Raw genomic sequence first — 23,325 nt, 5'->3', positions numbered from 1 at the left:
CGCCCGGAGAACTCCGGACACAACAAAGAGCGCCTGGGGCCACAATCCGCCAGGCGCACACAGAGTCTCTGGAAACCAAAACTGCAACGCGCCTAACCTACCACGATCTCCGCAACGCCGCGCCCTCTGTCGAAAATTCCGGTACCGCGGCGACGAGCGCGGTCAGCCCCTCGGCGTCGAGCAGGTCGGCCGGGCGGACGGTCACCCCGTCCCGGACGTAGTGGAAGGCGGCGCCGACCCGGTCGACCGGCACCCCGGCCAGCTCGGCCCAGGCCAGCCGGTAGACGGCGAGCTGCACGGCGGCGGCGTCCGCCTCCCGCCCGGCGGGCTGCCGGCCGGTCTTCCAGTCGACCACGTCGAAGCGGCCACCGGGACGGGCGAAGACGGCGTCCATCCGGCCCCGGACCACCACCCCGGCGATCACTGTGGCGAAGGGCACCTCCACCTCCACCGGCACCCGGTCGGCCCACTCGCTGGCCAGGAAGCGCTCCTGGAGTTCGGTGAGCGCCTCGTCCGGGGCGGCGTCGTCGTCGGCCGCGCCGGGCAGTTCGTCCACGTCGAGCAGCCGGTCGGCGCCGAAGCGCTGCTCCAGCCAGGTGTGGAAGGCGGTGCCCCGCCGGGCGTACGGGTTGGGCTCGGTGGGCATGGGGCGGCGCAGCGTCCGGGCCAGGGCCTCCGGGTCGCGGCGCAGCGCCACGAGCTGGGTCACCGACAGGTGCCCGGGCAGCTCCACCTCGACCGCCTCGGCCCGCCGGGCCAGCTCGGCCCGTTCGGCGAGGAGCAGGTCGGCCTCCCGCCGCCAGCGGGCCACCTCGGCGTCCTCGACGGGCGCCGTCGTGCCGGCGTCCCCGGCGGGTGCCGGCGTGGCCGCGTCGTCGGCGGGTGCCGGCGTGGGCGGCGCGGCGGCCGCCAGCAGGGACTCCTCGCGGCGGGCCGCCTCGGGGTCGGCCAGGTAGCGGCGGACCAGGGCGGCGGCCTCGGCCAGCGCCGGACGGCGGGCGCCGAGCGGGTCGGCAGGCCACTCGGCCCGCAGCACCGTCTCGGTGGTCGGGTTGACCGCGTCCCCGGCCGGCTCGGGCGCCCAGGCGTCGACCAGGTGGCCGTCCCCGCCGGCCAGGCAGACGTCGTGCACCTCGCGGAGGAAGACCGAGGGGCCGCGGAACCGCTTCGTCCCCTCCCCCCACCAGTAGCCGGAGCAGAGCAGCAGCCGGCGGGGCCGGGTCACCGCCACGTACGCCAGGCGGCGCTCCTCCCGCTCGTCGTGCGCCCGCCAGGCGTCGGTGAACTCCTCCACGGCCCGGGCCACCCCGCGCTGGTCCTCCGCCCCGGACAGGCCCAGCTCGGGCAGCCCGTCCGCGTCGCCGCGCAGCGGGAACGGCAGCACGCCGAGCCCGCCCAGCCAGTGGTCGGAGTTGCGCACCGGCCCCGGCCAGACGCCCCGGGTCAGCCCGGCGACCGACACCACGTCCCACTCCAGCCCCTTGGCGGCGTGGGCGGTGAGTATCTGCACCGCGCCTTCCACCACCTCGACCTCGCCCGGGGTCAGGCCGCGCTCCTCGTCCTCGGCGGCGGCCAGGTAGGCGAGGAACCCGGCCAGCGTGGCGCCGGGGGTCTCGCCGCTGAACCGGGCCGCCACGTCGCCGAGCGCGTCCAGGTGGGCGCGGGCCAGCCCGGCGTCGCCGGCGCCGTCCCGGCCGGCCCGGACCGCCACCTCCACGTCCAGGCCGATGGTGCGCTCGATGTCCGCGATCAGCTCCGGCAGGGACTGGTCCAGCCGGTAGCGCAGCAGCGCCAGCTCCATCCCGTACGACCGCAGCCGCGCGTACCCCTCCGCCGAGTACGCCTGCGCCGGCCCCAGGTCGGCCAGCGCCTCGACGAGGGTGGCCTCGTCCAGCGCGTCCACGGTGATCTCCGGCCCGTCGTCACCGGTCACCTCCCGCCGGGCCCGCGCGATGGCCCGGGCCCGCCGGTGCAGGGCGACGAGGTCGCGCGGCCCGATCCGCCAGCGCGCGCCGGTGAGCAACCGCAGCAGCGCCGCCCCGTCCGTCGGGTCGGCGAGCACCCGCAGCGTGCAGACCACGTCCCGGACCTCCGGGGTGTCCAGCAGCCCGCCCAGCCCGACCACGTCGACCGGCAGCCCCCGGGCGCGCAGCGCCGCCTCGATCGCCGGGATCTGGCTGCGCAGCCGGACCAGCACGGCCGTGGTGGGGCGCCGGTGCGCCGGGATGTGCTCGGGCAGGGAGTCCGGCATCCCGGCCGCGCCCCGCCAGGCGGACAGCACGCTGTCCGCGATCCATTCGGCCTCGTCGGCGTACGTCTCCAGCAGCGCGCAGTGCACGGTGCCGGCGGCCCGCCCGCCGGGGCTGCGGTGCGGGATGGGGTCGCGGACGCTGAGCGCGGCGCGCAGTTCGGGCACCCGGGCGCCGGCCGCCCGCAGCGGCACCGAGAGCGCGTTGGCGACGCCGAGGATCTCCGGCCGGTTGCGCCAGCTCGTGGTGAGGCCGAGCACCTCGGCGGGGGCCCCGTCGGTGCGGGCGAACTCGGTGGGGAACCGGTCGAGCGTGCCGGCGCTGGCCCCCCGCCAGCCGTAGATGGACTGGCAGGGGTCGCCCACCGCGGTCACCGGGTGGCCGCCGCCGAAGAGCGCGTTGAGCAGCACCACCTGGGCGTGGCTGGTGTCCTGGTACTCGTCGAGCAGCACCACCCGGAACCGGTCCCGCTCGATCACGCCGACGCCAGGGTGGTCGCGGGCCACCCGGGCGGCCCGGGCCAGCTGGTCGGCGAAGTCCATGGCCTCGAAGTCGTCCTTGCGCCGGGCGTACGCGCGGACCAGCGGGAGCAGCTTCAGCCGGGTCTGCTGGAGCTGGAGGGCCTTGCGCACGTCGGCGTAGACCCGGCCGGGCCGGGACTGCACCTCGGCGAAGAACCGGCCGGTCCAGGCGGCCAGCTCGTCCGGGTCGACCAGGTGCTCGTCCAGCTCGCCGGCCAGGGCGAGCACCGCGTCCGTGATGGTGGACGGCATCCGGTCCACCTCGGACATGTCGCCGTCGTAGTTGCGAACCAGCAGGTCGACGAGCTGCCAGCGGGACGCCTCGGTGAGCAGCCGGGTGGTCGGCTCGTAGCCGGCGCGCAGCCCGTGCTCGGTGACGATCCGGCCCGCGTAGGAGTGGTAGGTGGAGACCGTCGGCTCGCCCGCGAGGGGGTCCTCGTGCGGGTCCCGGCCCTGCCGGCCGAGCCGGCGGATGAGCTGGTCGAGCCGGGTGCGTACGCGGTGTGCCAGCTCGCCGGCGGCCTTGCGGGTGAAGGTGAGGCCGAGGATGTGCTCGGGGCGGACGTACTGGTTCGCGACCAGCCAGACCACCCGCGCGGCCATCGTCTCGGTCTTGCCCGAGCCGGCGCCCGCCACCACCAGCAGCGGCTCCACCGGCGCGGCGATGATCGACGCCTGTTCCCGGGTGGGCGCCGGCAGCCGGAGCAGTTTGGCCAGCTCGACCGGGGTGTAGCGGGGGCCCGCGTCGGCGGTCCGGGGCGCCGGCGTGGCGGTGGCGCTGAACAGGGTCGGCTGCGTCGTCATGGTTGCTCCGTGGGCGGCTCGACGACCTGGCGACCCTGGCCGGAGACCGGGCAGCTCGTCCGCACCGGGCAGACCCGGCACTTCGAGTTGGCGACGGCCGCGAAGGTGGCGGCGGCCATCGTGTCGGCGGTACGCCGGACCAGCGCGGTGGCCCAGCCGGCCTCGGGACCCTCCCCGGCGGCCGGCTGCGCCTGCTCCTTGGCGTCCTTCGCACCGGTGCCGAGCTGCACGAGCGCGGCGCCCCCGGACTCCTCGCCGAAGTCGGCGAACGCCCCCGCCTCCACGGCCGCCTGGTAGGCGCCGAGCTGCGGGTGCTCGGCCACCTCCCGCTCGGTGACCGCCGTGGACTTGCCGGTCTTCAGGTCGATGACCACGAGCCGCCCGTCGGCGTCGACCTCCAGCCGGTCGACCCGGCCGGTCAGCTCGACCGGCCGCCGCGGGTCGTCGAGGCGGACCGCGAACTCGTGCTCGATGGCGAGCAGCCGCCGCGGGTTGCCGGCCAGCCACCGCAGCAGCTTGTCCACCATGGCCTCGGCGCGGGCCCGTTCCGGGCCGACCATCCAGCGGGCGGCCAGCTCGATGGCGTCGAACCGGGCGGCCACGTACTCCAGCAGGGCGGTCCGGTCGACACTGGCGTCCTCGGCCAGCATGGCGGCGGCGTGCACCAGGTTGCCGACACCCTGCGCGGCGCTGGCCGGGGCGCTGCCGCCGTGGCGCTCCAGCAGCCAGCGCAGGCTGCACCGCAGCGCGCTCTCCATGGCCGACGGGGTGACCCGCACCGGCTCGCCCTCGTCGACAAGCGGCCGGTCGTCGGAAAGGCCACGAAGCCCCCACCAGTCGTCCGGGTGCGCCCCGGGCACCCCGGCGGCGGCCAGCCGGGCCAGCTCGGCCGCCGCCGCGCGCCGCCGGGTGACCGGCGCCGCCGGGTCGGTGACCGCGGTACGCAGCTCCGCCACCAGCGCGGACAGGGTGAGCCCGCGCGGCGGCAGGGTGACCGGCAGCGCGCCCGGCGTGCCGTCCTGCGGGTCCTCGTCCCCCACCGGCACCGGCCCGTCCGGCGCCACGCCGGCTGCGGCGCCGCCGGTCGGACCGTGGCCGGTCGAGGCGCCGCCGGTCGGGGCGCCGCCGGTCGGACCGTGGCCGGTCGGGGTGCCGCCGGTCGGGCCGCTCGGGCGCGGTCCGGGGTCCGGGCCGGGCGGTGCGGTGCCGCCTCCGCCGACGGCGGGCGGGTCGATGGCGGCCAGCTCGTGCAGGAAGCGGCTGGGCTGCTCCTCGTGGTCGTCGCCGCCGACCGCCGCCGAGGCGACAGCGGTGACCAGCAGCCGGCGCCGGGCCCGGCTCACGGCGACGTGGAACAGCCGGCGCTCCTCGTCCAGCAGCGCCGAGGTCTGCCCGACCAGGCTGGCCCGCAGCCCGGCGCCGTCGGCGCGCCCGGCCAGCACGTCGACCAGCCGCTCGGAGCCGAGCAGGCTGCCGCGAAGCCGCAGGTCCGGCCAGACGCCCTCCTGTACCCCGGCGACGGCCACCAGGTCCCACTCCAGGCCCTTGGCGGCGTGCGCGGTGAGCAGGCGTACGGCCTCGCCCCGGTCGGCACTGGCGGCGAGCGTGTCGGCCGGCAGCTCCTGGCCGAGCACGTGGTCGAGGAAGACCTCGGTGCGCGCGCCGGGCAGCCGGTCGGTGAACCGGGCCGCCGCGTCGAAGAGGACCATGACGGCGTCAAGGTCGCGGTCGGCGGCCTCGGCCCGCCAGCGCTGCGCGGTCTCGTGCTCCCCGGTGGCCGCCCGGCCGCGGGTGATCGCACCGGCCCAGCGCTCGGCGAGGCCGCTCTCGCGCCACACCGCCCAGAGCACGTCCTCGGCGGTCGCCCCGGGGGTGGCGGCGGCCTGCCGGGCGGTGTCCAGCAGGTGCGCCACGGCCTGCGCCGGGGCGGCCCAGCGCCGCTCGACGGTGGCCAGCTCGGCCGGGTCGCGTAGCGCCTCCACGATCAGCTCGCCGGAGGGGCGGCGGTCGCCGGCGGCCAGCGCGAGCGCCCGCAGCCCCTGGCGCAGCCGCCGCTCGGCGAGCGGGTCCGCGCCGCCCAGCGGCGAGTGCAGCAGGGCGACCGCCGACTCCTCGTCGAGCCGGTCGGGGTCGAGCGCGCAGCGGAGCAGGAGCAGCAGCGGGGCCACGCCGGGCTGGAGGTGCAGCGGCAGGTCCTCGCCGTGCACCACGGTCGGCACCCCGGCGGTGTGCAGGGCGCGCCGCAGCGAGGGCAGCTGACGGCCGGTGGAGCGGACCAGCACCGCCATGCGGGACCAGGGCACGCCGTCGAGCAGGTGTGCCTCGCGCAGGGCGTGGGCCAGCCAGGCGGACTCGCTGGTGGCCGAGCGGAAGGTGCGTACCTCCACGGTGCCGGGTGGCGCGTCGGGGAGCGGGCGCAGCCGCCGGTGCGCCGCCGGCCCGCGCAGCCGGCGGGCCAGTCGGGCGGTCGCCGCCAGCAGCCGCGGGCCGGCCCGGTAGGAGGTGGTCAGCGTGACCTGGGCGGCCGGCGCGCCGGAGGCGGTGCGGAACCGGTGCGGGAAGGTGGTGACCCCGGTGGGGTCGGCGCCGCGGAAGGCGTACGTGGAGGAGTCCGGGTCGGCGAAGGCGACCAGGGACTTGCCGCCGCCGGCCACGACGGCGAGCAGGTCGAGCTGGGCGGGGTCGGTGTCGGCCAGCTCGTCGACGTAGACGTGGGCCAGCCGGCGGCGCTCGGCGGCCAGCAGCTCCGGGTCGTCGAGGAGCATGCCGGTGGCGGCCCGGACCAGCTCGGCGGGGTCGTACGCGATGGAGCCCCGGTTGCTCACGTCGCGCAGGGCGAGGACGGCCACGTACTCCCTGAGGAAGCGGGCGGCGGCCGGCCAGTCGGCGCGACCCAGCTTCTCCCCCAGCCGGGCCAGCTCGACGGGGCCGACGCCCCGCTCCGCGGCGCGCATGAGCAGGTCGCGGAGCTGCTGCGCGAAGGCCCGGGTGCGCAGTGCCGGGAGCAGATCCTCCGGCCACCCGACCGGGTCGTCACCCGGCTCCTCGCCCACCACGTCGAGCAGCTCGCGGATGATCAGATCCTGCTCGGGGCCGGTGAGCAGCCGGGGCGAGGGTTCGCCGCGCTCGGCGGCGGCGCGGCGGAGCAGCCCGAAGGCGTACGCCGGGAAGGTGCGCACCAGCGGCTCGCGGACGACGCGGTGGCCGTCGCCGGCGATCCGCGCCTCGATCCGGTGGCGCAGGTCGGTGGCGCCCCGCCGGCCGAAGGTCAGCACCAGGACGTGCTCCGGGTCGACGCCCTCGGCCACCCGGGCCGCGACCGCCTCGACCAGGGTGCCGGTCTTGCCGGTGCCGGGGCCGCCGACGACCAGCATCGGCCCGTCGGTGTGCGCGACGACCTCGGCCTGCACGGGATCCGGCCGGAGCGGCGGCGGGTGCGCGGCATCGCCCGCGGACCCCCCGGATCGCGGCTCCGTGCCGGCCGGCCCACCGGACCGACCACCCCCCTGCCCCGCCCCGGCGACCTGGGGGACCCCCGCCCCCACACCACCGGGCCGGCGCACCAACCGGTACGCCTGCATCCCCGACATCCCACCACGCCGGTACGACACCGGAAAACCCGCCGCCCGCCGCCCCACGCCAGCTCACGTCGATCATGAGGTTGGCGGCATCCAGGGAGATCAACTCCGCCGTCAACCTCATGATCGACCGCGGTGGGCGCGACCAGCGGGGGCGGGTCAGATGAGGCGGGCGTCCAGGAGGTCGAGGGCTTCCGGGAGCGTGTCGGCCACCAGGAGGAGGTCCAGGCCGGCGGGCTTGAGGAAGTGCTGGTCGGCAAGGGTGCGCAGCCAGTCGAGGAGGGGGCGGTAGAAGCCGTCGGCGTCCACCAGCACCATGGGCTTGGCGTGCATGGCCAGGGTGGCGGTCGTCCAGACCTCGAACAGCTCGTCCAGGGTGCCGAGCCCGCCGGGCAGGGCGACGAACGCGTCCGACTTGTCGATCATCAGGGTCTTGCGGCTGGCCATCCCGTCGGTGACCAGCAGCTCGTCGGAGGCCAGGTCGGCGACCTCCAAATCGACCAGGGCCTGCGGGATGACACCAAGCGTCCGGCCGCCGGCTGCCCGCGCCCCGTCGGCCACCGCGCCCATCATCCCCACGCACCCGCCGCCGCTGACCAGGGTGTGCCCGCGCCGGGCGAGCGCCGCGCCGGTCTCGGTGGCCAGGTCCAGCCAGCGGGCGTCGAGGGTACGTGAGGACGCGCAGAACACGCAGACGTTGGCCATGTCAGCCCTGCTCCGCCGGCCCTTCGGGGGCGGCCTCGGCGGCGGCCTGCTGGTCGGCGGCCACCCGGGCGACCGCCTCCTCGCGGACCGCCTCCTGCTCGGCGGAGAGCACCGCCTCGGCCTCCACGATGTGCCGGACCGCCTCGTTGACGTCGTCGGTGAGGCAGATCAGGTCCAGGTCGGTAGGCCCGATCTTGCCCTCGGCGGCCATGCTGTCCCGCAGCCAGTCGAGCAGGCCCCGCCAGTAGTCGACGCCCATCAGCACCACGGGGAAGCGGGTCACCTTGCCGGTCTGCACCAGGGTGAGCGCCTCGAACAGCTCGTCCATGGTGCCGAAGCCGCCGGGCAGCACCACGAAGGCCTGGGCGTACTTGACGAACATCGTCTTGCGCGCGAAGAAGTAGCGGAAGTCGATGGCCAGGTCGACCCAGTCGTTGAGGCCCTGCTCGAACGGCAACTCGATGCCCAACCCCACGGAGAGCCCGCCCGCCTGGCCGGCGCCCCGGTTGGCCGCCTCCATGACGCCCGGCCCGCCACCGGTGATCACCGCGTAGCCGGCCCGGGCCAGCGCGCCGCCCAGCTCCTCGGCCAGCCGGCACTCGAAGCTCTCCGGCTTGCTCCGCGCCGAGCCGAAGACGCTGACCGCGGGCGGCAGGTCGGCGAGGGTGTCGAAGCCCTCGACGAACTCGGACAGGATGCGCAGCGCCCGCCAGGCGTCCTTGGTCTTCCAGTCGCCGCGGCCCCGGGAGTCGAGCAGCCGCTGGTCGGCGGTGCTGGTGGGGATGGCCCGGTTGCGCAGCGTGACGGCGCCCCGGTGCCGTTCCCCGCTCGGCCCGTGGCCGGCCGGCCGTCCGTCGCTCTGGCTCATGGGGCCACCGTAGTGGAGGCGGGGCGGCGCGGTGCGGAGGCGGCCGAGCCGGAGAAATTCTTCGTGATCATGGGCAACTAAATCGCTCGCTCGTACGTCTTACTATTCACATACCGGGTATGCCCCGGCGACGCGCCTTCGGGGGAGGAGCCAGCGTTGATCAGCAACAGCGAGATGATCCGGATCCGCCGGCAGATGCAGCGGCGGATCCGTGACGTGGTGGCCGAGCGCCGCCGCGCCCGGATGATGGAAGCCCACCACACCGACCTCACCGGCGAGAGCACCGAGACGGACACGCCGCTCACCAGCACCGTCTGACGGTCCGGCCGGTCGATCCGGGGGTCCGCGTCGGCGACGCGGGCCCCCGGTCGTCTCCTCAGGACGAGGCGAGCCAGCGGTGCAGGGTGGCCGCACCGTCGCGGATCTTGGTCAGCTCGACGTGCTCGTCCTTGTGGTGGGCCAGGTTGGGGTCGCCCGGACCGAAGTTCAGCGCGGGGATGCCCATGGCCGCGAACCGGGCCACGTCCGTCCAACCCAGCTTGCCGATCGGGGCCGCGCCGACCGCGGCCAGGAACTCCTGCGCCGGCGGGTTGTCCAGGCCCGGGGCCGCGCCGGCCGCCGCGTCGGTGACCGCGAGTTCGAAGCCGGCGAAGACCTCCCGCAGGTGCGCCTCGGCCGCGGCCGGGTCACGGTCCGGGGCGTACCGGTAGTTGATCTCGATCTCGCAGCGGTCCGGGATGACGTTGCCCGCCACCCCGCCGGTGATCCGCACCGCGTTCAGGCCCTCGCGGTAGTCGCAGCCCTCGATGGTCACCCGCCGCGCCTCGTACGAGGTCAGGCGGCGCAGCACCTCGCCCGCGCCGTGGATGGCGTTCACCCCGTGCCAGGACCGGGCCGCGTGGGCCCGCTCGCCGTGCGTGGTGACGATCGCCCGCATGGTGCCCTGGCAGCCCGCCTCGACGATCCCGTACGTCGGCTCCAGCAGCACCGCGAAGTCGGCCTCCAGCCACTCCGGGTGCGCCTGGGAGACCAGAGTGAGGCCGTTGTACCTCGACTCGATCTCCTCGGCCTCGTAGAAGAAGTAGGTGACGTCGTAGCGCGGGTCGGGCAGGGTCACCGCCAGGTGCAGCGCGAAGGCCACGCCGGACTTCATGTCGGAGGTGCCGCAGCCGTACATCAGGTCGCCGCGCATGGTCGACGGGAAGTTGTCGTTCAGCGGGACGGTGTCCAGGTGGCCGGCGAGCACCACCCGCTGCGCCCGGCCCAGGTCGGTACGCGCCATGACCGTGTTGGAGTGCCGGTAGGTGGTGAGGTGCGGCACGCCGCGCAGCACCTCCTCGACGCAGTCGGCGATCGCCTTCTCGTTGAGGGAGACGGACTCGATGTCGACCAGCGCGCGGGTCAGCGCCACCGGATCGGCCAAGACCTCGGGGGTCAACGGGTTCTGCATGTGTGGCACGGTACCGTCATTTTCGTGACGACCGCACAGTCTGCCTGGGGCATCGGCCTGGCCACGATCACCGCTGAAGACCAGGTGCTGGACACCTGGTACCCGACCGGCAAGCTGGGGCTCGGCGAGCTGCCGCTGGTCCCCGGCGAGGACCAGGCCGACGTGCTCGACCTGCCGCCCGGCGCGATCGGCGAGCGGGCGCTGCCCGGCCTGCGTACCGTCCAGGTGGTCACCGTGATCGGCTCGCTGGACGACCCGATCAAGGACGCCGCCGACGCGTACCTCCGGTTGCACCTGCTCTCCCACCGCCTGGTGCGGCCCAACGAGGTGAACCTCGACGGCATCTTCGGCAAGCTGGCCAACGTGGCCTGGACGTCGGCCGGGCCGTGCCCCCCGGAGCGGGTCGACGAGCTGCGGGTCATCGAGCGGGCCGCCGGCCGCCACCTGAGCGTCCACGGGGTCGACAAGTTCCCCCGGATGACCGACTACGTGGTGCCCGCCGGCGTGCGGATCGCCGACGCCGACCGGGTCCGCCTCGGCGCGCACCTGGCCTCCGGCACCACCGTGATGCACGAGGGCTTCGTCAACTTCAACGCGGGCACGCTGGGCACCTCGATGGTCGAGGGCCGGATCGTGCAGGGCGTGGTGGTCGGCGACGGCTCCGACATCGGCGGCGGCGCGTCGATCATGGGGACCCTCTCCGGCGGCGGCACCGAGAAGGTGCGCATCGGCGAGCGGAGCCTGGTGGGCGCGAACGCCGGGGTGGGCATCACCCTGGGCGACGACTGCGTGGTGGAGGCGGGCTGCTACATCACCGCCGCCTCCAAGATCAGCCTGCCGGACGGCCGGGTGGTCAAGGCCCGGGAGCTGTCCGGGGTGGACGGCCTGCTGTTCTGGCGCAACTCGGTGACCGGCGCGCTGGAGGCGAAGCCGCGCACCGGCCGGGGCATCGAGCTGAACGCGGCGCTGCACGCCAACGACTGACCGGCGGCGCGGAGCGGGCCGGGGCACGACACCCCGGCCCGCCCGCCGTCCGGACCACCGCGGGCCCGGACGACCGGTTCACCGCAGGCGGTACGCCTGGATGATCCGCTGGGTGACCGTGTTGCCGGCGTCGTCCCGGGCGGCGGCCCGCAGCGAGACGTAGCCGGGGCCGGCCGGGTGCCGGACGATGGCCGCCCAGCCCGCGCCCTGCCGGTGCAGGGCCGCCCTCCGCCAGGTCTTCCCGCCGTCGTACGAGACGTCGACGGTCAGCGCCGCGACCGGGGCGGCCGGCGCGCCGGGCTGCCGCTGGATCGTCACCGGGATGGTGAAGCTCCGGCCGGCCGGTGCGCTGTTGTCCACGGCCAGCGGCGGGGCGAAGCGGACCGCCATGGCGGGCAGCCGCACCCAGTCGTCACCCGGGACGTGCCGGGAGCGGAACGTCCAGCTCGCCGACACCTCGGTGCTCAGGTCGGTGAAGCCCCGGGTGGCCGAGGTCTCCAGCCGGTAGCTCGCCGCGCCCGGCGGCACCGGGAAATCGCCGTACCCGGGGGTGGCCTGCTCGGCGAGCAGCTTCCCGTTGCGGTAGAGGGCGGTTCGTTCGGTGTCGTTGAGCGAGCCGCCGGGGTGGCCGGCGGCGTCGCTGTGCAGCGGCAGGTCGACGGCGAGGGTGTCGCCGTTGCGCGTGATGCCCTGCTCCGGCCAGCGCGGCTGCGGGAACGACGGCCCGTAGGGCGCGCTGTTCCAGTCCTCCCGGTAGGTCCGGCCGGCCCGGTACCGGGTGGGCACCGACGCCAGGACCGCCCGCACCTCCAGCCAGCCGTCCTCGCCCCGCTGGCCGAAGTCCAGTTCGGAACTCCAGCGGGTGCGGTTCGTGCTGTAGTGCTCGACCCGCCTGCCCGGCACCGGCACGGGGACGACGATCGCCGAACCGCCGATGTTGTAGTCGGACTCCGGGAAGACGATCCGCTCGTTCTCCAGCCCCGCGTAGCCGGCCGCGAACCGGTGCGTCACGGTGGCCAGGTCGGCCGGCCGGTAGTGCCGGACGTACCCGGTCGGCATCCGGCCCGGGAACACCTCGCTGAGGGCGTAGAAGTACGGGCTGCGTTCCGGTGCCGTGGGCTCGGTCCACTGGCTGGCCAGCGCGCCGACGAAGAGGGAGTCGGAGACAGCGGGCCCGAGTTGTCCGCTGTAGAGGCCGTCGAAGCTCGACGCCCAGAGCCCGAACCCGGCGGAGAAGTCGTCGGTGGACCAGTTGGCCGAGAGGTCGATCAGCAGCGGGGCCGCGCCGCGCTGCGGCACGGTGGACCGGACCGGCTTCGCCCGCCTCGCGTCGATCGTGAGCCGCTGGTCGCCGCTCACCACCAGCTCGGGCTGCGCCAGCATGGACACGTCGGTCCAGCCCTCGTCACCGGGGCGGTAGATGAGGCTGTTCACGCCGTACCGGCCCTTCGGGAGGCGGATCCGCGCCTCGCCGTCCGGGTCGTAGACGTCCCGGTACACCACGCCGTCCAGCCCGATCAGGGTGGTGAAGTAGTCACCGGTGAGCGTGCCGGCCCGGTCCCGGTGCGCGACGGTCAGGTCGTAGCTCTCCACCTCGCGGTTCACCGCCAGCGGGGTGACGGCTGTCGCGCCGCCCGCGCGGGCGACCAGCCGGCCGGTCCAGTAGCCGTCCAGGCCGCCGAGCCGGGTGTCCGCGGTGACGGTGACCTGGGCCGTCCCGCCGGCCGGCACGGTGAGCCGGGACGCGCCGAGGGTGAACATGCCGGCCGGTGCGGCGCGGCCGTCCGGGCCGGTGGCCTCGGCGGTGAGCTCGAGGCTGAGCGGGGCGGTCCCGCCGTTGCGGTAGGTGACCGTCCGGGCGGTCGGCTGGTCGTCGCCGTGCGGCCAGGCCGCCACCCCGAACGAGACGCTCGGCGGGTCGCTGGTCACCTGCTCGGTGATCGCGTGCGCCAGGTCGACCCGTCCCGCGCCCTGCTGGAACGCCGTCTGGTCGGGGTGCGGCTTCGCCGAGGCCATGAGGGTGGCCTTGTACCGCCCCGCCGTCCAGCCGGGGTGCTGCTGGGCGAGCAGCGCCGCCGCGCCGGCCACGTGCGGCGTGGCCATCGAGGTGCCGGAGAGGGAGACGTACTTCTCCCCCACCGGGTCGCCGATGGCGCCGTTGGCGGCCCGGGCGGCCACGATCTCGACGCCGGGGGCGGTGATGTCGGGCTTGAGCCCGCCGTCGACCCGGGGCCCGCGGCTGGAGAAGTCGGCCAGGGCGTCGTCCCGGTCGACCGCGCCGACCGCGAGCGCGGCGTCGGCGGTGGCCGGCGAGCCGACCGAGCCGTCGGCGCCGTCGTTACCGGCGGCCACCACGAAGAGGGTGCCGGTCTGCGCGGTCAGCGTCTCGACCGCCTGCTCCAGCGGGTCGACCTCGGGGAAGTCCGCGCCGCTGAGGCTCATGTTGACAACAGTGGCGTGCTTCTCGGCCGCGGCCCACTGCATGCCGGCGAGGATCGCCGACTCGGTGCAGCCCTGGTTCTCGCAGACCTTGCCGGAGAGCAGCGTGGCGTCGGGGGCGACGCCCCGGTACTTCCCGCCGGAGGCGGCCCCGCTGCCCGCGATGATCGAGGCGACGTGGGTGCCGTGCCCGACCATGTCGTCCGACTCGACCGCCTCGCTGAAGTTGCGCGCGTCGGCGACCTTGCCGGCCAGGTCGGGGTGGCTGAGGTCGACGCCGGTGTCGAGCACCGCGACGCTGACCCCCTTGCCGGTGAAGCCGGCGGCCCAGGCGGTGGGGGCGCCGATCTGCGGCACGCTGTGGTCCAGCGTCACCCGCCGCCGGCCGTCCAGCCAGATCCGGTCGACATCCCCCGCCGCGTCGACCCGGGCGCCGGCCCGGTCCGCCCTGACCGCGCCCCAGACCGCGCCGGCGTCGGCCTTCGTCGCGACCACCGCCGCGCCGCCGATCGCCGGCAGGTCGCGGGTCGCCCGCGTGCCGGCCACGGAGGCCGCCGCCCGCCGGGCCGATCCCGGCCGGTACGACACCAGCAGCGGCAGCGTGTCCCGCCGGGCGTCGTCGTAGCCGGCCGCCACCAGTCCGGTGACGTCGAACAGCCGCCGGTCGACCCGGCCGGCCCGGACCAGGGGCAGCGCGTCCTGCGGCACCACGGTGAGGTGGCCACGTTCCCGGCCGACCAGGAAGCCGATTCCGGCGCGGCCGGCGCCCGGACGGACCGCCGCCTGGCCGCCCCCGGTGACGGTGACCCGGTCGCCGGTGATCAGGGTGACGGTGACCGGCGTGCCGGCGCGGGGCGCCGCGGCGGGGGCGGTGGTGCCGTCCGGGGCCGCCGGCGGGGCGGCGGAGGCCGGCAGGGGCACGCCCAGCGCCAGCCCCAGGGTGAGGCCGAGGCCGGCGATTCTTCTTCGGTTTCGGCGCAACGTTCCTCCTTCGTCAGGCGTCTTCATCGATGGGGGTACATCGACGCAGAGAGCCAGAATTGCATACCGCGTATGCAATCGGAAGTCGCCAATCCGACTGAACCGGTACCTCATCCACCGCCAGGGCCGGCATGATCCCCGGATGACCGCCATGAAGGACCGCATGCTCGCCGGCGAGCCCTACATCGCCGACGACCCCGAGATCACCGCCGACCTCGACCGGGCCGCCCGGCTCAACGAGCGTTTCAACCGCAGCTCCGCCGACGACCCCGAGGGGCGCCTCGCCGCCCTGCGCGAACTGCTCGGCTCGGTCGGCGAGGACACCTGGGTCCGGCCACCGTTCCACTGCGACTACGGCCACCAGACCCACCTCGGGCCGCGCTGCTTCGTCAACTTCAACGCCGTGTTCCTGGACGTCGCCCGGATCACCATCGGCGCCGACGTCCAGATCGGACCCAACGTCCAACTGCTCACCGCCACCCACCCGGTCGAGCCGGCGGCCCGGCGGGACAAGTGGGAGGCGGCCGAGCCCATCACCATCGGCGACAACGTCTGGCTCGGCGGCGGGGTCATCGTGCTGGCCGGCGTGACCATCGGGGAGAACACGGTGGTCGGCGCGGGCGCCGTGGTGACCCGGGACCTTCCCCCCAATGTGGTGGCCCTGGGTAACCCCGCCCGCCCGGTCCGGAACCTCGAACAGCCCATCTGAGCTGCCAAAACGACCCTTCGGCAGGAGTGCGGATTCCGCACGGAGGGTGCACTCTGGGTAGTGAACGGTTCACCCAGGGGGCGCGATGGAACGGGTGCTCGAACTGCGGGTCCACGGGGTGTCGAACACCCCGCCCGACCAACTGCTCGGGCTGCGCCCCGGCCCCGGCGGTGACGGGGCGCAGCCCGGGCTGGTCGCCGGCGGGGCGGTCACCGGCTTCTACCGCGCCAGCACCGCCGGCCGGGACGACCCGATCACGGTCGAGGCGTACAGCTGGGGGCAGTTGACCTCCGGCGCGCGGACCCGGCGCGACGTCGAGCGGGCCCTGTGGACGCTGCTGCTCCCCTTCACCCTGGCCAACGTGGCGCTCTACGCCCGCACCGGCATCCCGGCCGACCCGGACCAGGAACGCTGGGCCAGCCGCTCCGGGATCACGGCCTGGCTCATCCGGCTGTTCTGCCTGAGCCTCACCGCCACCCTGGTCCTCACGGCGACCGGCATCGGCGTGGACCTGATCGGCTGGCAGTGCGTCGGCCCGGACTGCCTCGGCCACCTCCCCGGCCCGTGGGAGTTCCTCGGCAACCAGTGGTGGGGCGAGGACACCCGGGCGCTCGCCGTGGGGCTGCTGCTGCCGCTGCTCCTGCTGGCGGGCCTCGGCCTGGTCGCCTGGCGCACCTACCAGTACGAGGCGGAGATGCCCGCCGAACCGCACCCCGGCCAGGACGGCTTCCCGATCGAGCGGCCGGAGCCGCTGGAGAACCCGCTCCAGGACCCGACCTTCTGGAACGGCGAGGGGCAACTGCGCCGGGCGGCCGTGCTGCACCTGTGCACCGGGGCGGTGGTCGCGGCGGCGGTGCCGGTGGCCGCGGTGATCATCATGGACCCGCCCCGCGGGCCGCGGGCCGCGGTCGCCTGGGGCACCGTCGGGGTGCTCACGACCGTCGTGGCGGTCGCGGTGGTCGCCCTGGGCCGGCCCTGGCTGACCCGGCGGCAGGGCGCCACCCCGCTCGGCCGGTGGAGCGCCGCCGTCGCCCTGCTCACCGGGCTGGGGCTGGTCGGGACGTTCACCCTCCTGCTCCTGCCCGACGGTCCGGCCGGCCGGCCGCTGTCCGCGTACCGGCCGCCCACCGGGTGCGTCGCCGACCCGGGCATCGCCGGCTGCCGGACCGACCGGTCGCTGCCCGGGTACGACACGGCGGTCGCCTGGCTCGCCACGTACCAACTGCTGCTGCTGGTCACCATCGGCGCGGTGAACCGCTCCGGGCGGCGGGCGCTGGTCGGCCCCGTGGCCGGCAGCGCGCTGCTGCCGCTCGGGGTGGCCTGGATCGAGCGCGGCCTGCCCGGCCTGCCCGGCGCACCGGACGGGTTGAGCGTCTGGATGCTCGCCGTGCCGGCCATCGCGGTCGCCCTGACCGGGCTGCTGCTGCCGCGCACCCGGCCGGCAGTGCCGGTGCAGCCGCTCGGCGCGTACACCGATCTGGCCTGGGGCGGACGCGCGCCCGCGCTCATCGCCGGCTTCGGCTGGCTGATGGCCGTGGCCTACTGCGCCGGCCTGCTCTACTGGGTCAGCGACCGGCTCGACAGCCGCGCCGACCCGAGCGGCCACAGCCGCGTGGTGCCCCCGCTCGCGGTCTTCTGGGCGGGGCTGGCCTGCGTGATCGGCCTGGTCGCCCTGCTCGCGCTGCTCGTCCGGGCGGGCGTGCTGCTCCAGTCGCTGCGCCGGGCCGAGTACGCCGCGCTCACCACCGACGGCGAGGGCCTCTCCGCGCACGACAGGCGCCGCTGCCGCGACGTCAGCACGTTCCGCGCGCTGCACCGGCTGGTCGGCGAGCACGCGGCCCGGCTTGTCGGCTGCTACGCGACCGTCTCCGTGGTGCTGGTGACGCTCTGCTGCGCGGCCGCGCTGTCCCGGAGCCGACCCAGCCCGCTCGCCCCCTCCGGCTGGCAGACAGTCGTCCACTGGACGGCCAACCAGGGCGACACCATGCTCGGCTGGCTGCCCGTGGTGATGAGCGCCCTCGGACTGCTGGTCTACCGCACCGACACGGTGCGCCGCTCGGTCGGCGTCATCTGGGACGTCGGCACCTTCTGGCCCCGCGCCGCACACCCGCTCGCCCCGCCCAGCTACGCCGAGCGCGCCGTGCCGGAACTCCAGACCCGGGTCGCCGGGCTGCTCGCGCTCCCCCCGCTGCACCCCGACCGGATGGACGGGGTGATCCTCTCCGGGCACAGCCAGGGCACCGTCATCTGCGCCGCCATGCTGCTCCAGCTGCCCCGTCGCTGGCGGCGCCGGATCTGGTTCTTCTCCTACGGCTGCCAGCTCACCCGGCTCTACGGCCGGGTCTTTCCCGCGTACTTCGGCCCGGAGCGGCTGCGCACCCTGGCCCGGGCGCTCACCTGGCCCGGCGGCCACGTCGCCTGGACCAACTTCTGGCGCGACACCGACCCGCTGGGCTGGCAGGTCAGCGCCGGGGAACGGGACGTGCCGGTCGTGGACCCCGAGGCGCTGCACCCCACCGGGGGCGAGGTGGCCGACCCGCCGATCCGCAACCACAGCGGCTATCCGGAGGCGGCCGAGTTCATCCGCGAGCGGGCGGTGGTGGCCCGGCTGCTGCGCCGGGCCGTGCCGTCACCCCGGCAGCGGGTCGGCTAGCCGGACCACCAGGTCGGCGTGCTCGGCCGTGCCGGCGACCAGCCGGGCGTTCGCCTCGTCGCTGCCGAGCGCCCAGGCACGGGCCTGCTCCGGCGACTTCCCGTACGCCTCGTGCCGGGCGGTGAGCCGGCGCACCCGCAGCTCCGCGTCCAGGTCGAGGAACCAGATCTGGTGCAGCAGCGTGCGCACCTCCTCCCACGGGTCGTCGCGCAGCAGCAGGTAGTTGCCCTCGGTCACCACGAGCCGCACCTCGGGCGGCACCTCGATCGACCCGGCGACCGGCTCTTCCAGGTCGCGGCGGAACGCCGGCGCCCACACCGAGGTCGGCTCCAGCCGGCGCAGCCGGCGCAGGACGGAGACGAAGCCGTTGACGTCGAAGGTGTCCGGCGCGCCCTTGCGCGCCTCCCGGCCGAGCCGGACCAGCTCCGACTGGGCGAGGTGGAAGCCGTCCATCGGCACCAGCCGGGCGGTCGGACCGACCTCGGCGACGAGCCGCTCGGCCAGCGTCGACTTGCCCGCCCCGGGCGCCCCGGCGACGCCGAGCAGCTGGCGCGGGCCGTCCGCGGCGAGGGCGCGGGCCCGGTCCACCAGCTCGCCGAGCGGGAGCACCTGCGCGGGCGGCATCAGCCGAGCACCGGTTCGCTGATGGTGAACCGGGCCTCGACCGCCGCCTGCACCGGTTGCGGCTGCGGATCCAGCTCCAGCTCGGGGGCGGCCTCCCCGGCCCGGGCGAAGCCCGCCTTGGACATCATGGGCGGGGCGGCGGTCAGGCCGGTGTCGGCAAGCTCCAGCAGGGCGGTCACCCGGGCGCCGAGCGCCTCGGCGTATTCCCGGGCACGGGCCAGGGCGTCCGCGATCGCGGCGTGCCGGGCCTCCCGGTACGCCGGGCTGTCCGGCCGCAACGACCACCACGGGCCGGCCACCTCGACCTGCTCCTGGTCGGCCAGGCGCAGCATCAGCTCGCCGAGGGCGGTGAAGTCGACGACGGTGACAGTGGTGGTCACGCTGCCGTGGTAGGCCACCACCCGCTCACCCGAGCGCTTCGTCTCCGGCCAGACCCGCAGCTGGCCGGTCTCCCGCCGCTCCACGGCCGGCTCGGCCGCGTCGAGCAGCACCCGCACGGCGGCGGTCCGCTCGGCCAGCCGGGTCAGCGTGGTCTCCCGGTCGCGGTCCCGCGCGGTCGCGGTCACCGTGAACCGGGCCAGCTCGGGAGCCACCTCCCGGTACGCCTCGCCGCGTACCGCCACGACCGGTGCGTCCGCCATGGTCCTCAGCCTAGTGGCGGGGTGACCGGAAGGTGCGCCGTGTAGGTGACCGCGCCGCCCGCCACCCGGCAGCCGGTCAGGTGGCCGCCGGCCGCGCCCAGTTCCCGCAGGTAGGCCAGCTCACCGGCGTGGTCGGCGGCGGCCGGGAACTCCCGCCGGTGGGCGGTGAACGCGCGCCCGCGCAGGGCGACCCGTGCGGTGCGGCCCTCGGCCAGCCGGCCGGCCAGCTTCCCGGGGTCGCCGGCCCGCAGCGCCTCGGCCAGGTCGTCGAGGTAGGCCCGGACCGCGTCCAGCTCGGCCAGCACCCGCTCCCGGTTGCCGAGCAGCATGTTCGCGGTCCGCTCGGGTGGGCCGCCGGCCACGCGGGTGCCGTCGGAGAAGCTGCCGGCGGCGAGCGCCAGCACCGCGTCGCGCAGGGCCGAGCGCTGCACAGTGCCGGCCAGCGCGCCGGCGAGCAGGTGGGGCAGGTGCGAGGCGAGCGCGGCGGCGCTGTCGTGCTCCGGGGCGGACATCGGCACCACCCGGGCGTGGAAGACGTCGATGAGCAGCGCGGCGAGCCGCCGGAACGCGGCCATCCCGGTCGGCCCCGGGCAGAGCACCCACGCCGCCCCGTCGAGCAACCCGGTGCTGGCCGCGCCGAGACCGGCCCGGTCGGCGCCGGCCATCGGGTGGCCGGGCACGAACCGGTGCCCGAGCCCCTGCGTGGTGGCGGCGGTGGCCACCTCGGCCTTCGTGCTGCCCACGTCGGTGAGCACGCAGCTGTCGTCGGTGGTCGCGGCCACCCGGGCCAGCGTGGCGGGCAGGGTGGGCAGCGGGCCGCAGAGGAACACCACGTCCCGGCCGGCGACCGCCTCCTCGACGGTGTCCGGCGCGCCGACGCCCTGTTCGCCGAGCCGCCGCCGGGTCGCCGGATCCGGGTCCCAGCCGGCCACGTCGACCCCGGCGTCGCGGAGCCGGAGCAGCACCGACCCCCCGATCAGGCCGGTGCCGACCACCGCCACGCGTGCCTGCCCGCCGGCCCCGCCCACCATCGGCCCACCTCGGCGTCCCGTCGTCCGGAGCCGACCCGGCCCCGCTGCAAGTCCCGCCGAGGATACCGTCCGGCGCTCAGCCCTGGCTGTCCGTCACCGTCCGCCGCCAGCGGGTGAACGCGCTCCCCGGATCCCCGAGGTACGACCACGGCAGCTCGGTGACCAGGTCGCCGAGCGCCTGGAAGCGCTCCGCCGCCGCGGCGTGGTCACCGCCCACCGCGAAGCACATGGCGAAGTTGTTGTGCGGCTGCGGCCAGCCCGGGTACCGGCCGTGCTCCGGGTGGCGCACCGAATGGTCCGCCGCGGCGCGCAGCTCGGCGAGCACCTCGGGATCGCGGAGGTGGGCGTCGTCCTCGCCGGCCGGCAGCTTCAACCACATCTCCAGGTGGGCCGCCGCGACCAGATGGGTCAGGCCGCTGGCGGCCGGCGCCTTCGCCGCCGCGCTCCGGGCGAACTCGAACATCTCCTCGTCGCTGCCGAACCACTTGGCGCACCGGTACTGGAGCATCTGGACGTGTGCCAGCCGGTGCCAGGGGTGCCGGGCGACCACGTCGGCGAAGCGCCGCGCCGCCTCGTCCCGGTCCACCTGGCGGCCCCGCGCGGAGGTGACCAGGAAGGCCCGGGCGGTGGTGTCGTCCGGGTCCCGCGCGGCCACCTCGTCCAGCAGGTTCTCGGCGAAGGTCAGCCGCTTGCGGAACTCGCGGAACTGCTCCTGGCTGGTCAGCGAGGAGGACGCGCCGCCCCGGGCCTCCCAGGCCCAGTGCACCGCGTGGGTGCCCCGGACCAGCAGCGGGAGGGTGGCGCGCGGCTCGGCGTCGGCCCACTCGCCGATCCACTCCTGCACGCCCGGCACGCGGCCGGCGGCGTACAGGCAGAACGCCTGGTGGTCCGGGTCGGTGACGGTGACCAGCACGTCCCGGGCGGCCCGCCAGTCCCGCCGGGCCAGCGCCTCGAACAGCGCCCCGGCGGCCGGGTCACCCATCGTCCAGTCGAGCGGCAACGCCGGTCCACTCTGCTGCTTCGTCCTCCGCCGGAACGGCCACATGCTCTCGTCCTCCCCCGTGCGTGTCGACGGAGATCGTAGGGCGGCCCGGATGGGCACGGAAGGGGGTTGTCCGAGCAGCGCTCACGTCGTACGGTCCCCCGGCGGCCCACCGGACGGGCCGGTCCAAGCGGGGGAAAGGAAGCACATGTCCGCCACGTACCGGGCGCTCGCCTCGGTGGTCATGTTGATCGGTTTCTACGTCGTCGCGCTGCTCCAGCTCGCCGCCGTGGCCGCGCTCGGCGTCTGGCTGTTCAGCCACACCAACGGCCTGGTCACCGGCAAGCTGCTGCTCCCGCTGGTCGTCGCCCTCGGCGCCGTCGGGGTCGGGCTCTGGAAGGCCATCCGTACGAAGAACGAGCCGGCGCCCGGCCTGATCCTGGACGAGCGGGCGGCGCCGTGGCTCTGGGCCACGGTGCGGGAGCTGGCCACCGCGGTGGGCACCCGCGCGCCCGACGAGATCCGCCTGGTGCCCGAGGTGAACGCGGCGGTGGGCGAGCAGAGCCGCCTGCTCGGTCTGATCGGTGGCCGGCGCACCCTCTACGTCGGACTGCCGCTGCTCCAGGCCATGCGGATCGACCAGCTCCGCTCGGTGCTGGCGCACGAGCTGGGCCACTACTCCGGCCAGCACACCCGGCTGGGCGGCGTCGCCTACCGGGGCCGGCTGGCCATCGGCGAGACCATCGAGCGGATCAGCCCGCGCAACCCGATCGGCTGGGTCTTCAAGCAGTACGCGAAGCTCTACCTGCTTGTCGACAACGCCGCGTCGCGTCGCCAGGAGCTGGAGGCGGACCGCGCGTCGGTGCGGATCGCCGGGCACCAGGCCGCGGCCTCGGCGCTGCGGACCCTGCCCGCCCTCGACGCGGCCTGGCGCTTCTACGAGACCCGGTACGTCGACCCGGGCTGGTCGGTCGGGCTGGCGCCGGACGACTTCTTCGGCGGCTTCGGCCATCTCCTCCAGGCGCGTCGGGACGAGATCGACAAGCTGCGGGAGAACGCCCCGGAGGGGCCGGCGTCCCGCTGGGACACCCACCCGCCGATCGGCGCCCGCGTCGCTGCGATGGACCAGATCCCTCCGGTGCACGTCACGCCGGACGACCGGCCGGCCTGGACCTTGCTCTCCGACGTGGTGGGCGCCGGCCGGGCACTCCAGAGCCTGATCGTCGCGCACGGCTCCCGGCGGCTGCTGCCCTGGCCGGAGTTCATCGCCGAGTCGATCGCCGCCGGGGTGCAGCAGCAGGCGGACCGGATCTACCGCGCGGTCGGCCGGTTCACCGGCACGCCGGAGCCGGGCCTGCCCACCGTGCTGGAACTGGTCCGCGCCGGCCGGCTCGGTGAGTTCGCCGAGCAGTTCTTCACCGACGCCACCCGCCGGGAGGCGGCGGCCGCCTTCGCCGGCCCGATGGAGACGCTGCTCGACAACGCGGCGGTCCGCTCGGGCCGGGCGTACTGGCAGCTCTCCTGGTCCGAACCCGCCCGGCTGGTCGGTCGCTCCGGCGAGCCGTGGGACCTGGCCGAGATCGCCAAGCTGGCGGTCGCCCCGGAGACCCTGGACGTGGCGCTCGCCCGGCTGGCCGAGCTGGGCGTCGACGTGCGGCAGTCGACGGTGGTCCAGACCCGGGCCTCGGCGCGGAACGCCGACCTGATCGCCGCGCTCGCCAACATCAAGATCGACGGCCGGGAGCACGACGTGTACGTCCTGGACAACGGCCTGGTCCTGGTCCCCGACCCGGGGAAGGCGCACGAGGGTGAGAAGCGCCTCAAGGAGGTGCTGAGCGCGACGCCGGTCGCCGAGGTGGCCAGCCGGAACCCGTTCCTGCCCTACGAGGAGATCCGCTCCGTCGAGGTGACCAAGCGGGTGCCGCTGAAGGCTGTCATCACCCTCCACGACGGCCGGACCGTGCAGGTGCAGGAGCTGATGGCCAGCGAGTTCCTGGAGAAGCACAGCCGGGACACGCTGCTGCGGGTGTTCGAGCAGATCAACGACTGATGCGCCGCGGCGGCCGGCCCTCTCCGGGGGTCGGCCGCCGTGTCGTCACAGCGGCC

General features: G+C 75.5%; 15 protein-coding genes. 5 read left to right on the top strand and 10 right to left on the bottom strand.

Going from position 1 to position 23,325, the window contains the following annotated elements; genetic code table 11:
- Positions 1-97: 97 nt before the first annotated feature.
- From GA0070603_RS24525 to GA0070603_RS24510, 4 genes are all read right to left on the bottom strand, one after another.
- The gene (locus tag GA0070603_RS24525; RefSeq protein ID WP_091318386.1) at positions 98-3,574 is read right to left on the bottom strand and encodes an ATP-dependent helicase; all 3,477 of its coding nucleotides are present in this window, start codon (positions 3,572-3,574) and stop codon (positions 98-100) included.
- Positions 3,571-7,155: an ATP-dependent helicase gene (locus GA0070603_RS24520; protein WP_091318383.1), complete on the bottom strand. Its 3,585-nt coding sequence runs from the start codon at positions 7,153-7,155 to the stop codon at positions 3,571-3,573. Before GA0070603_RS24520 ends, GA0070603_RS24525 begins: the two co-directional genes overlap by 4 nt.
- Positions 7,156-7,311: 156 nt before the next feature.
- Entirely contained in the window at positions 7,312-7,857 is a 546-nt protein-coding gene (locus GA0070603_RS24515; protein ID WP_091318380.1) for an LOG family protein, read from the bottom strand.
- A gap of 1 nt (position 7,858) precedes the next feature.
- A complete protein-coding gene (locus GA0070603_RS24510; protein WP_091318378.1) occupies positions 7,859-8,725 on the bottom strand; it encodes an LOG family protein in 867 nt (288 codons plus the stop codon).
- A gap of 156 nt (positions 8,726-8,881) precedes the next feature.
- Between GA0070603_RS24510 and GA0070603_RS31600 the strand changes: the two genes are divergently transcribed.
- Complete coding sequence (locus GA0070603_RS31600; RefSeq protein WP_167544584.1) at positions 8,882-9,043, top strand: hypothetical protein; 162 nt, start codon at positions 8,882-8,884, stop codon at positions 9,041-9,043.
- A 58-nt stretch (positions 9,044-9,101) separates the two neighbouring features.
- On the opposite strand, the gene dapE is transcribed toward GA0070603_RS31600, so the two are convergent.
- Positions 9,102-10,175, bottom strand: a complete 1,074-nt coding sequence (gene dapE, locus GA0070603_RS24505; RefSeq protein ID WP_091318375.1) for a succinyl-diaminopimelate desuccinylase — start codon at positions 10,173-10,175, stop codon at positions 9,102-9,104.
- A 24-nt stretch (positions 10,176-10,199) separates the two neighbouring features.
- On the opposite strand from dapE, the gene dapD reads away from it, so the two are divergent.
- Positions 10,200-11,159, top strand: coding sequence for a 2,3,4,5-tetrahydropyridine-2,6-dicarboxylate N-succinyltransferase (gene dapD / locus GA0070603_RS24500; RefSeq protein ID WP_091322279.1), 960 nt, complete (start codon positions 10,200-10,202; stop codon positions 11,157-11,159).
- Between the two features lie 78 nt (positions 11,160-11,237).
- Here dapD and GA0070603_RS24495 read toward each other — a convergent pair whose 3' ends face one another.
- The gene (locus tag GA0070603_RS24495; RefSeq protein ID WP_091318373.1) at positions 11,238-14,579 is read right to left on the bottom strand and encodes a S8 family serine peptidase; all 3,342 of its coding nucleotides are present in this window, start codon (positions 14,577-14,579) and stop codon (positions 11,238-11,240) included.
- Between the two features lie 142 nt (positions 14,580-14,721).
- Here GA0070603_RS24495 and GA0070603_RS24490 point away from each other — a divergent pair, with 142 nt between their 5' ends.
- Positions 14,722-15,288: a sugar O-acetyltransferase gene (locus tag GA0070603_RS24490; RefSeq protein WP_091318370.1), complete on the top strand. Its 567-nt coding sequence runs from the start codon at positions 14,722-14,724 to the stop codon at positions 15,286-15,288.
- Between the two features lie 85 nt (positions 15,289-15,373).
- Positions 15,374-17,941 (top strand): hypothetical protein, encoded by a 2,568-nt coding sequence (locus GA0070603_RS24485; protein WP_091318368.1) that lies wholly within the window; start codon positions 15,374-15,376, stop codon positions 17,939-17,941.
- Here the strand turns inward: GA0070603_RS24485 and GA0070603_RS24480 are convergent.
- The 4 genes from GA0070603_RS24480 to GA0070603_RS24465 all read right to left on the bottom strand — a co-directional run bounded on the left by GA0070603_RS24480 (position 17,918) and on the right by GA0070603_RS24465 (position 21,282).
- Positions 17,918-18,565 (bottom strand): nucleoside/nucleotide kinase family protein, encoded by a 648-nt coding sequence (locus GA0070603_RS24480; RefSeq protein WP_091318366.1) that lies wholly within the window; start codon positions 18,563-18,565, stop codon positions 17,918-17,920. The genes GA0070603_RS24485 and GA0070603_RS24480 overlap by 24 nt on opposite strands.
- The gene (locus GA0070603_RS24475) at positions 18,565-19,206 is read right to left on the bottom strand and encodes an SIMPL domain-containing protein (RefSeq protein ID WP_091318363.1); all 642 of its coding nucleotides are present in this window, start codon (positions 19,204-19,206) and stop codon (positions 18,565-18,567) included. The genes GA0070603_RS24480 and GA0070603_RS24475 overlap by 1 nt, the downstream gene beginning before the upstream one ends.
- Positions 19,207-19,211: 5 nt before the next feature.
- Positions 19,212-20,237: a prephenate dehydrogenase gene (locus tag GA0070603_RS24470; protein WP_091318360.1), complete on the bottom strand. Its 1,026-nt coding sequence runs from the start codon at positions 20,235-20,237 to the stop codon at positions 19,212-19,214.
- Between the two features lie 76 nt (positions 20,238-20,313).
- Positions 20,314-21,282 (bottom strand): hypothetical protein, encoded by a 969-nt coding sequence (locus GA0070603_RS24465; protein WP_091318358.1) that lies wholly within the window; start codon positions 21,280-21,282, stop codon positions 20,314-20,316.
- 145 nt (positions 21,283-21,427) lie between these two features.
- Between GA0070603_RS24465 and GA0070603_RS24460 the strand changes: the two genes are divergently transcribed.
- A complete protein-coding gene (locus tag GA0070603_RS24460; RefSeq protein WP_091318356.1) occupies positions 21,428-23,269 on the top strand; it encodes a M48 family metallopeptidase in 1,842 nt (613 codons plus the stop codon).
- Positions 23,270-23,325: the final 56 nt, after the last annotated feature.

This window comes from Micromonospora chersina (assembly GCF_900091475.1).
GTDB lineage: Bacteria > Actinomycetota > Actinomycetes > Mycobacteriales > Micromonosporaceae > Micromonospora > Micromonospora chersina.
Note: the sequence above shows the minus strand (reverse complement) of the source record. Positions and strands in the feature narration are given on the sequence as shown.

What these genes read in the sequence shown, in the direction of transcription:
- GA0070603_RS24485 (WP_091318368.1), top strand. Translation starts at nt 15,374, where the DNA reads ATGGAACGGGTGCTCGAACTGCGGGTCCACGGGGTGTCGAACACCCCG.
- GA0070603_RS24475 (WP_091318363.1), bottom strand. Translation starts at nt 19,206, where the DNA reads ATGGCGGACGCACCGGTCGTGGCGGTACGCGGCGAGGCGTACCGGGAG.
- GA0070603_RS24525 (WP_091318386.1), bottom strand. Translation starts at nt 3,574, where the DNA reads ATGACGACGCAGCCGACCCTGTTCAGCGCCACCGCCACGCCGGCGCCC.
- GA0070603_RS24490 (WP_091318370.1), top strand. Translation starts at nt 14,722, where the DNA reads ATGACCGCCATGAAGGACCGCATGCTCGCCGGCGAGCCCTACATCGCC.
- GA0070603_RS24470 (WP_091318360.1), bottom strand. Translation starts at nt 20,237, where the DNA reads ATGGTGGGCGGGGCCGGCGGGCAGGCACGCGTGGCGGTGGTCGGCACC.
- GA0070603_RS24480 (WP_091318366.1), bottom strand. Translation starts at nt 18,565, where the DNA reads ATGCCGCCCGCGCAGGTGCTCCCGCTCGGCGAGCTGGTGGACCGGGCC.
- GA0070603_RS24510 (WP_091318378.1), bottom strand. Translation starts at nt 8,725, where the DNA reads ATGAGCCAGAGCGACGGACGGCCGGCCGGCCACGGGCCGAGCGGGGAA.
- GA0070603_RS24460 (WP_091318356.1), top strand. Translation starts at nt 21,428, where the DNA reads ATGTCCGCCACGTACCGGGCGCTCGCCTCGGTGGTCATGTTGATCGGT.
- GA0070603_RS24520 (WP_091318383.1), bottom strand. Translation starts at nt 7,155, where the DNA reads ATGCAGGCGTACCGGTTGGTGCGCCGGCCCGGTGGTGTGGGGGCGGGG.
- dapE (WP_091318375.1), bottom strand. Translation starts at nt 10,175, where the DNA reads ATGCAGAACCCGTTGACCCCCGAGGTCTTGGCCGATCCGGTGGCGCTG.
- GA0070603_RS24465 (WP_091318358.1), bottom strand. Translation starts at nt 21,282, where the DNA reads ATGTGGCCGTTCCGGCGGAGGACGAAGCAGCAGAGTGGACCGGCGTTG.
- GA0070603_RS24515 (WP_091318380.1), bottom strand. Translation starts at nt 7,857, where the DNA reads ATGGCCAACGTCTGCGTGTTCTGCGCGTCCTCACGTACCCTCGACGCC.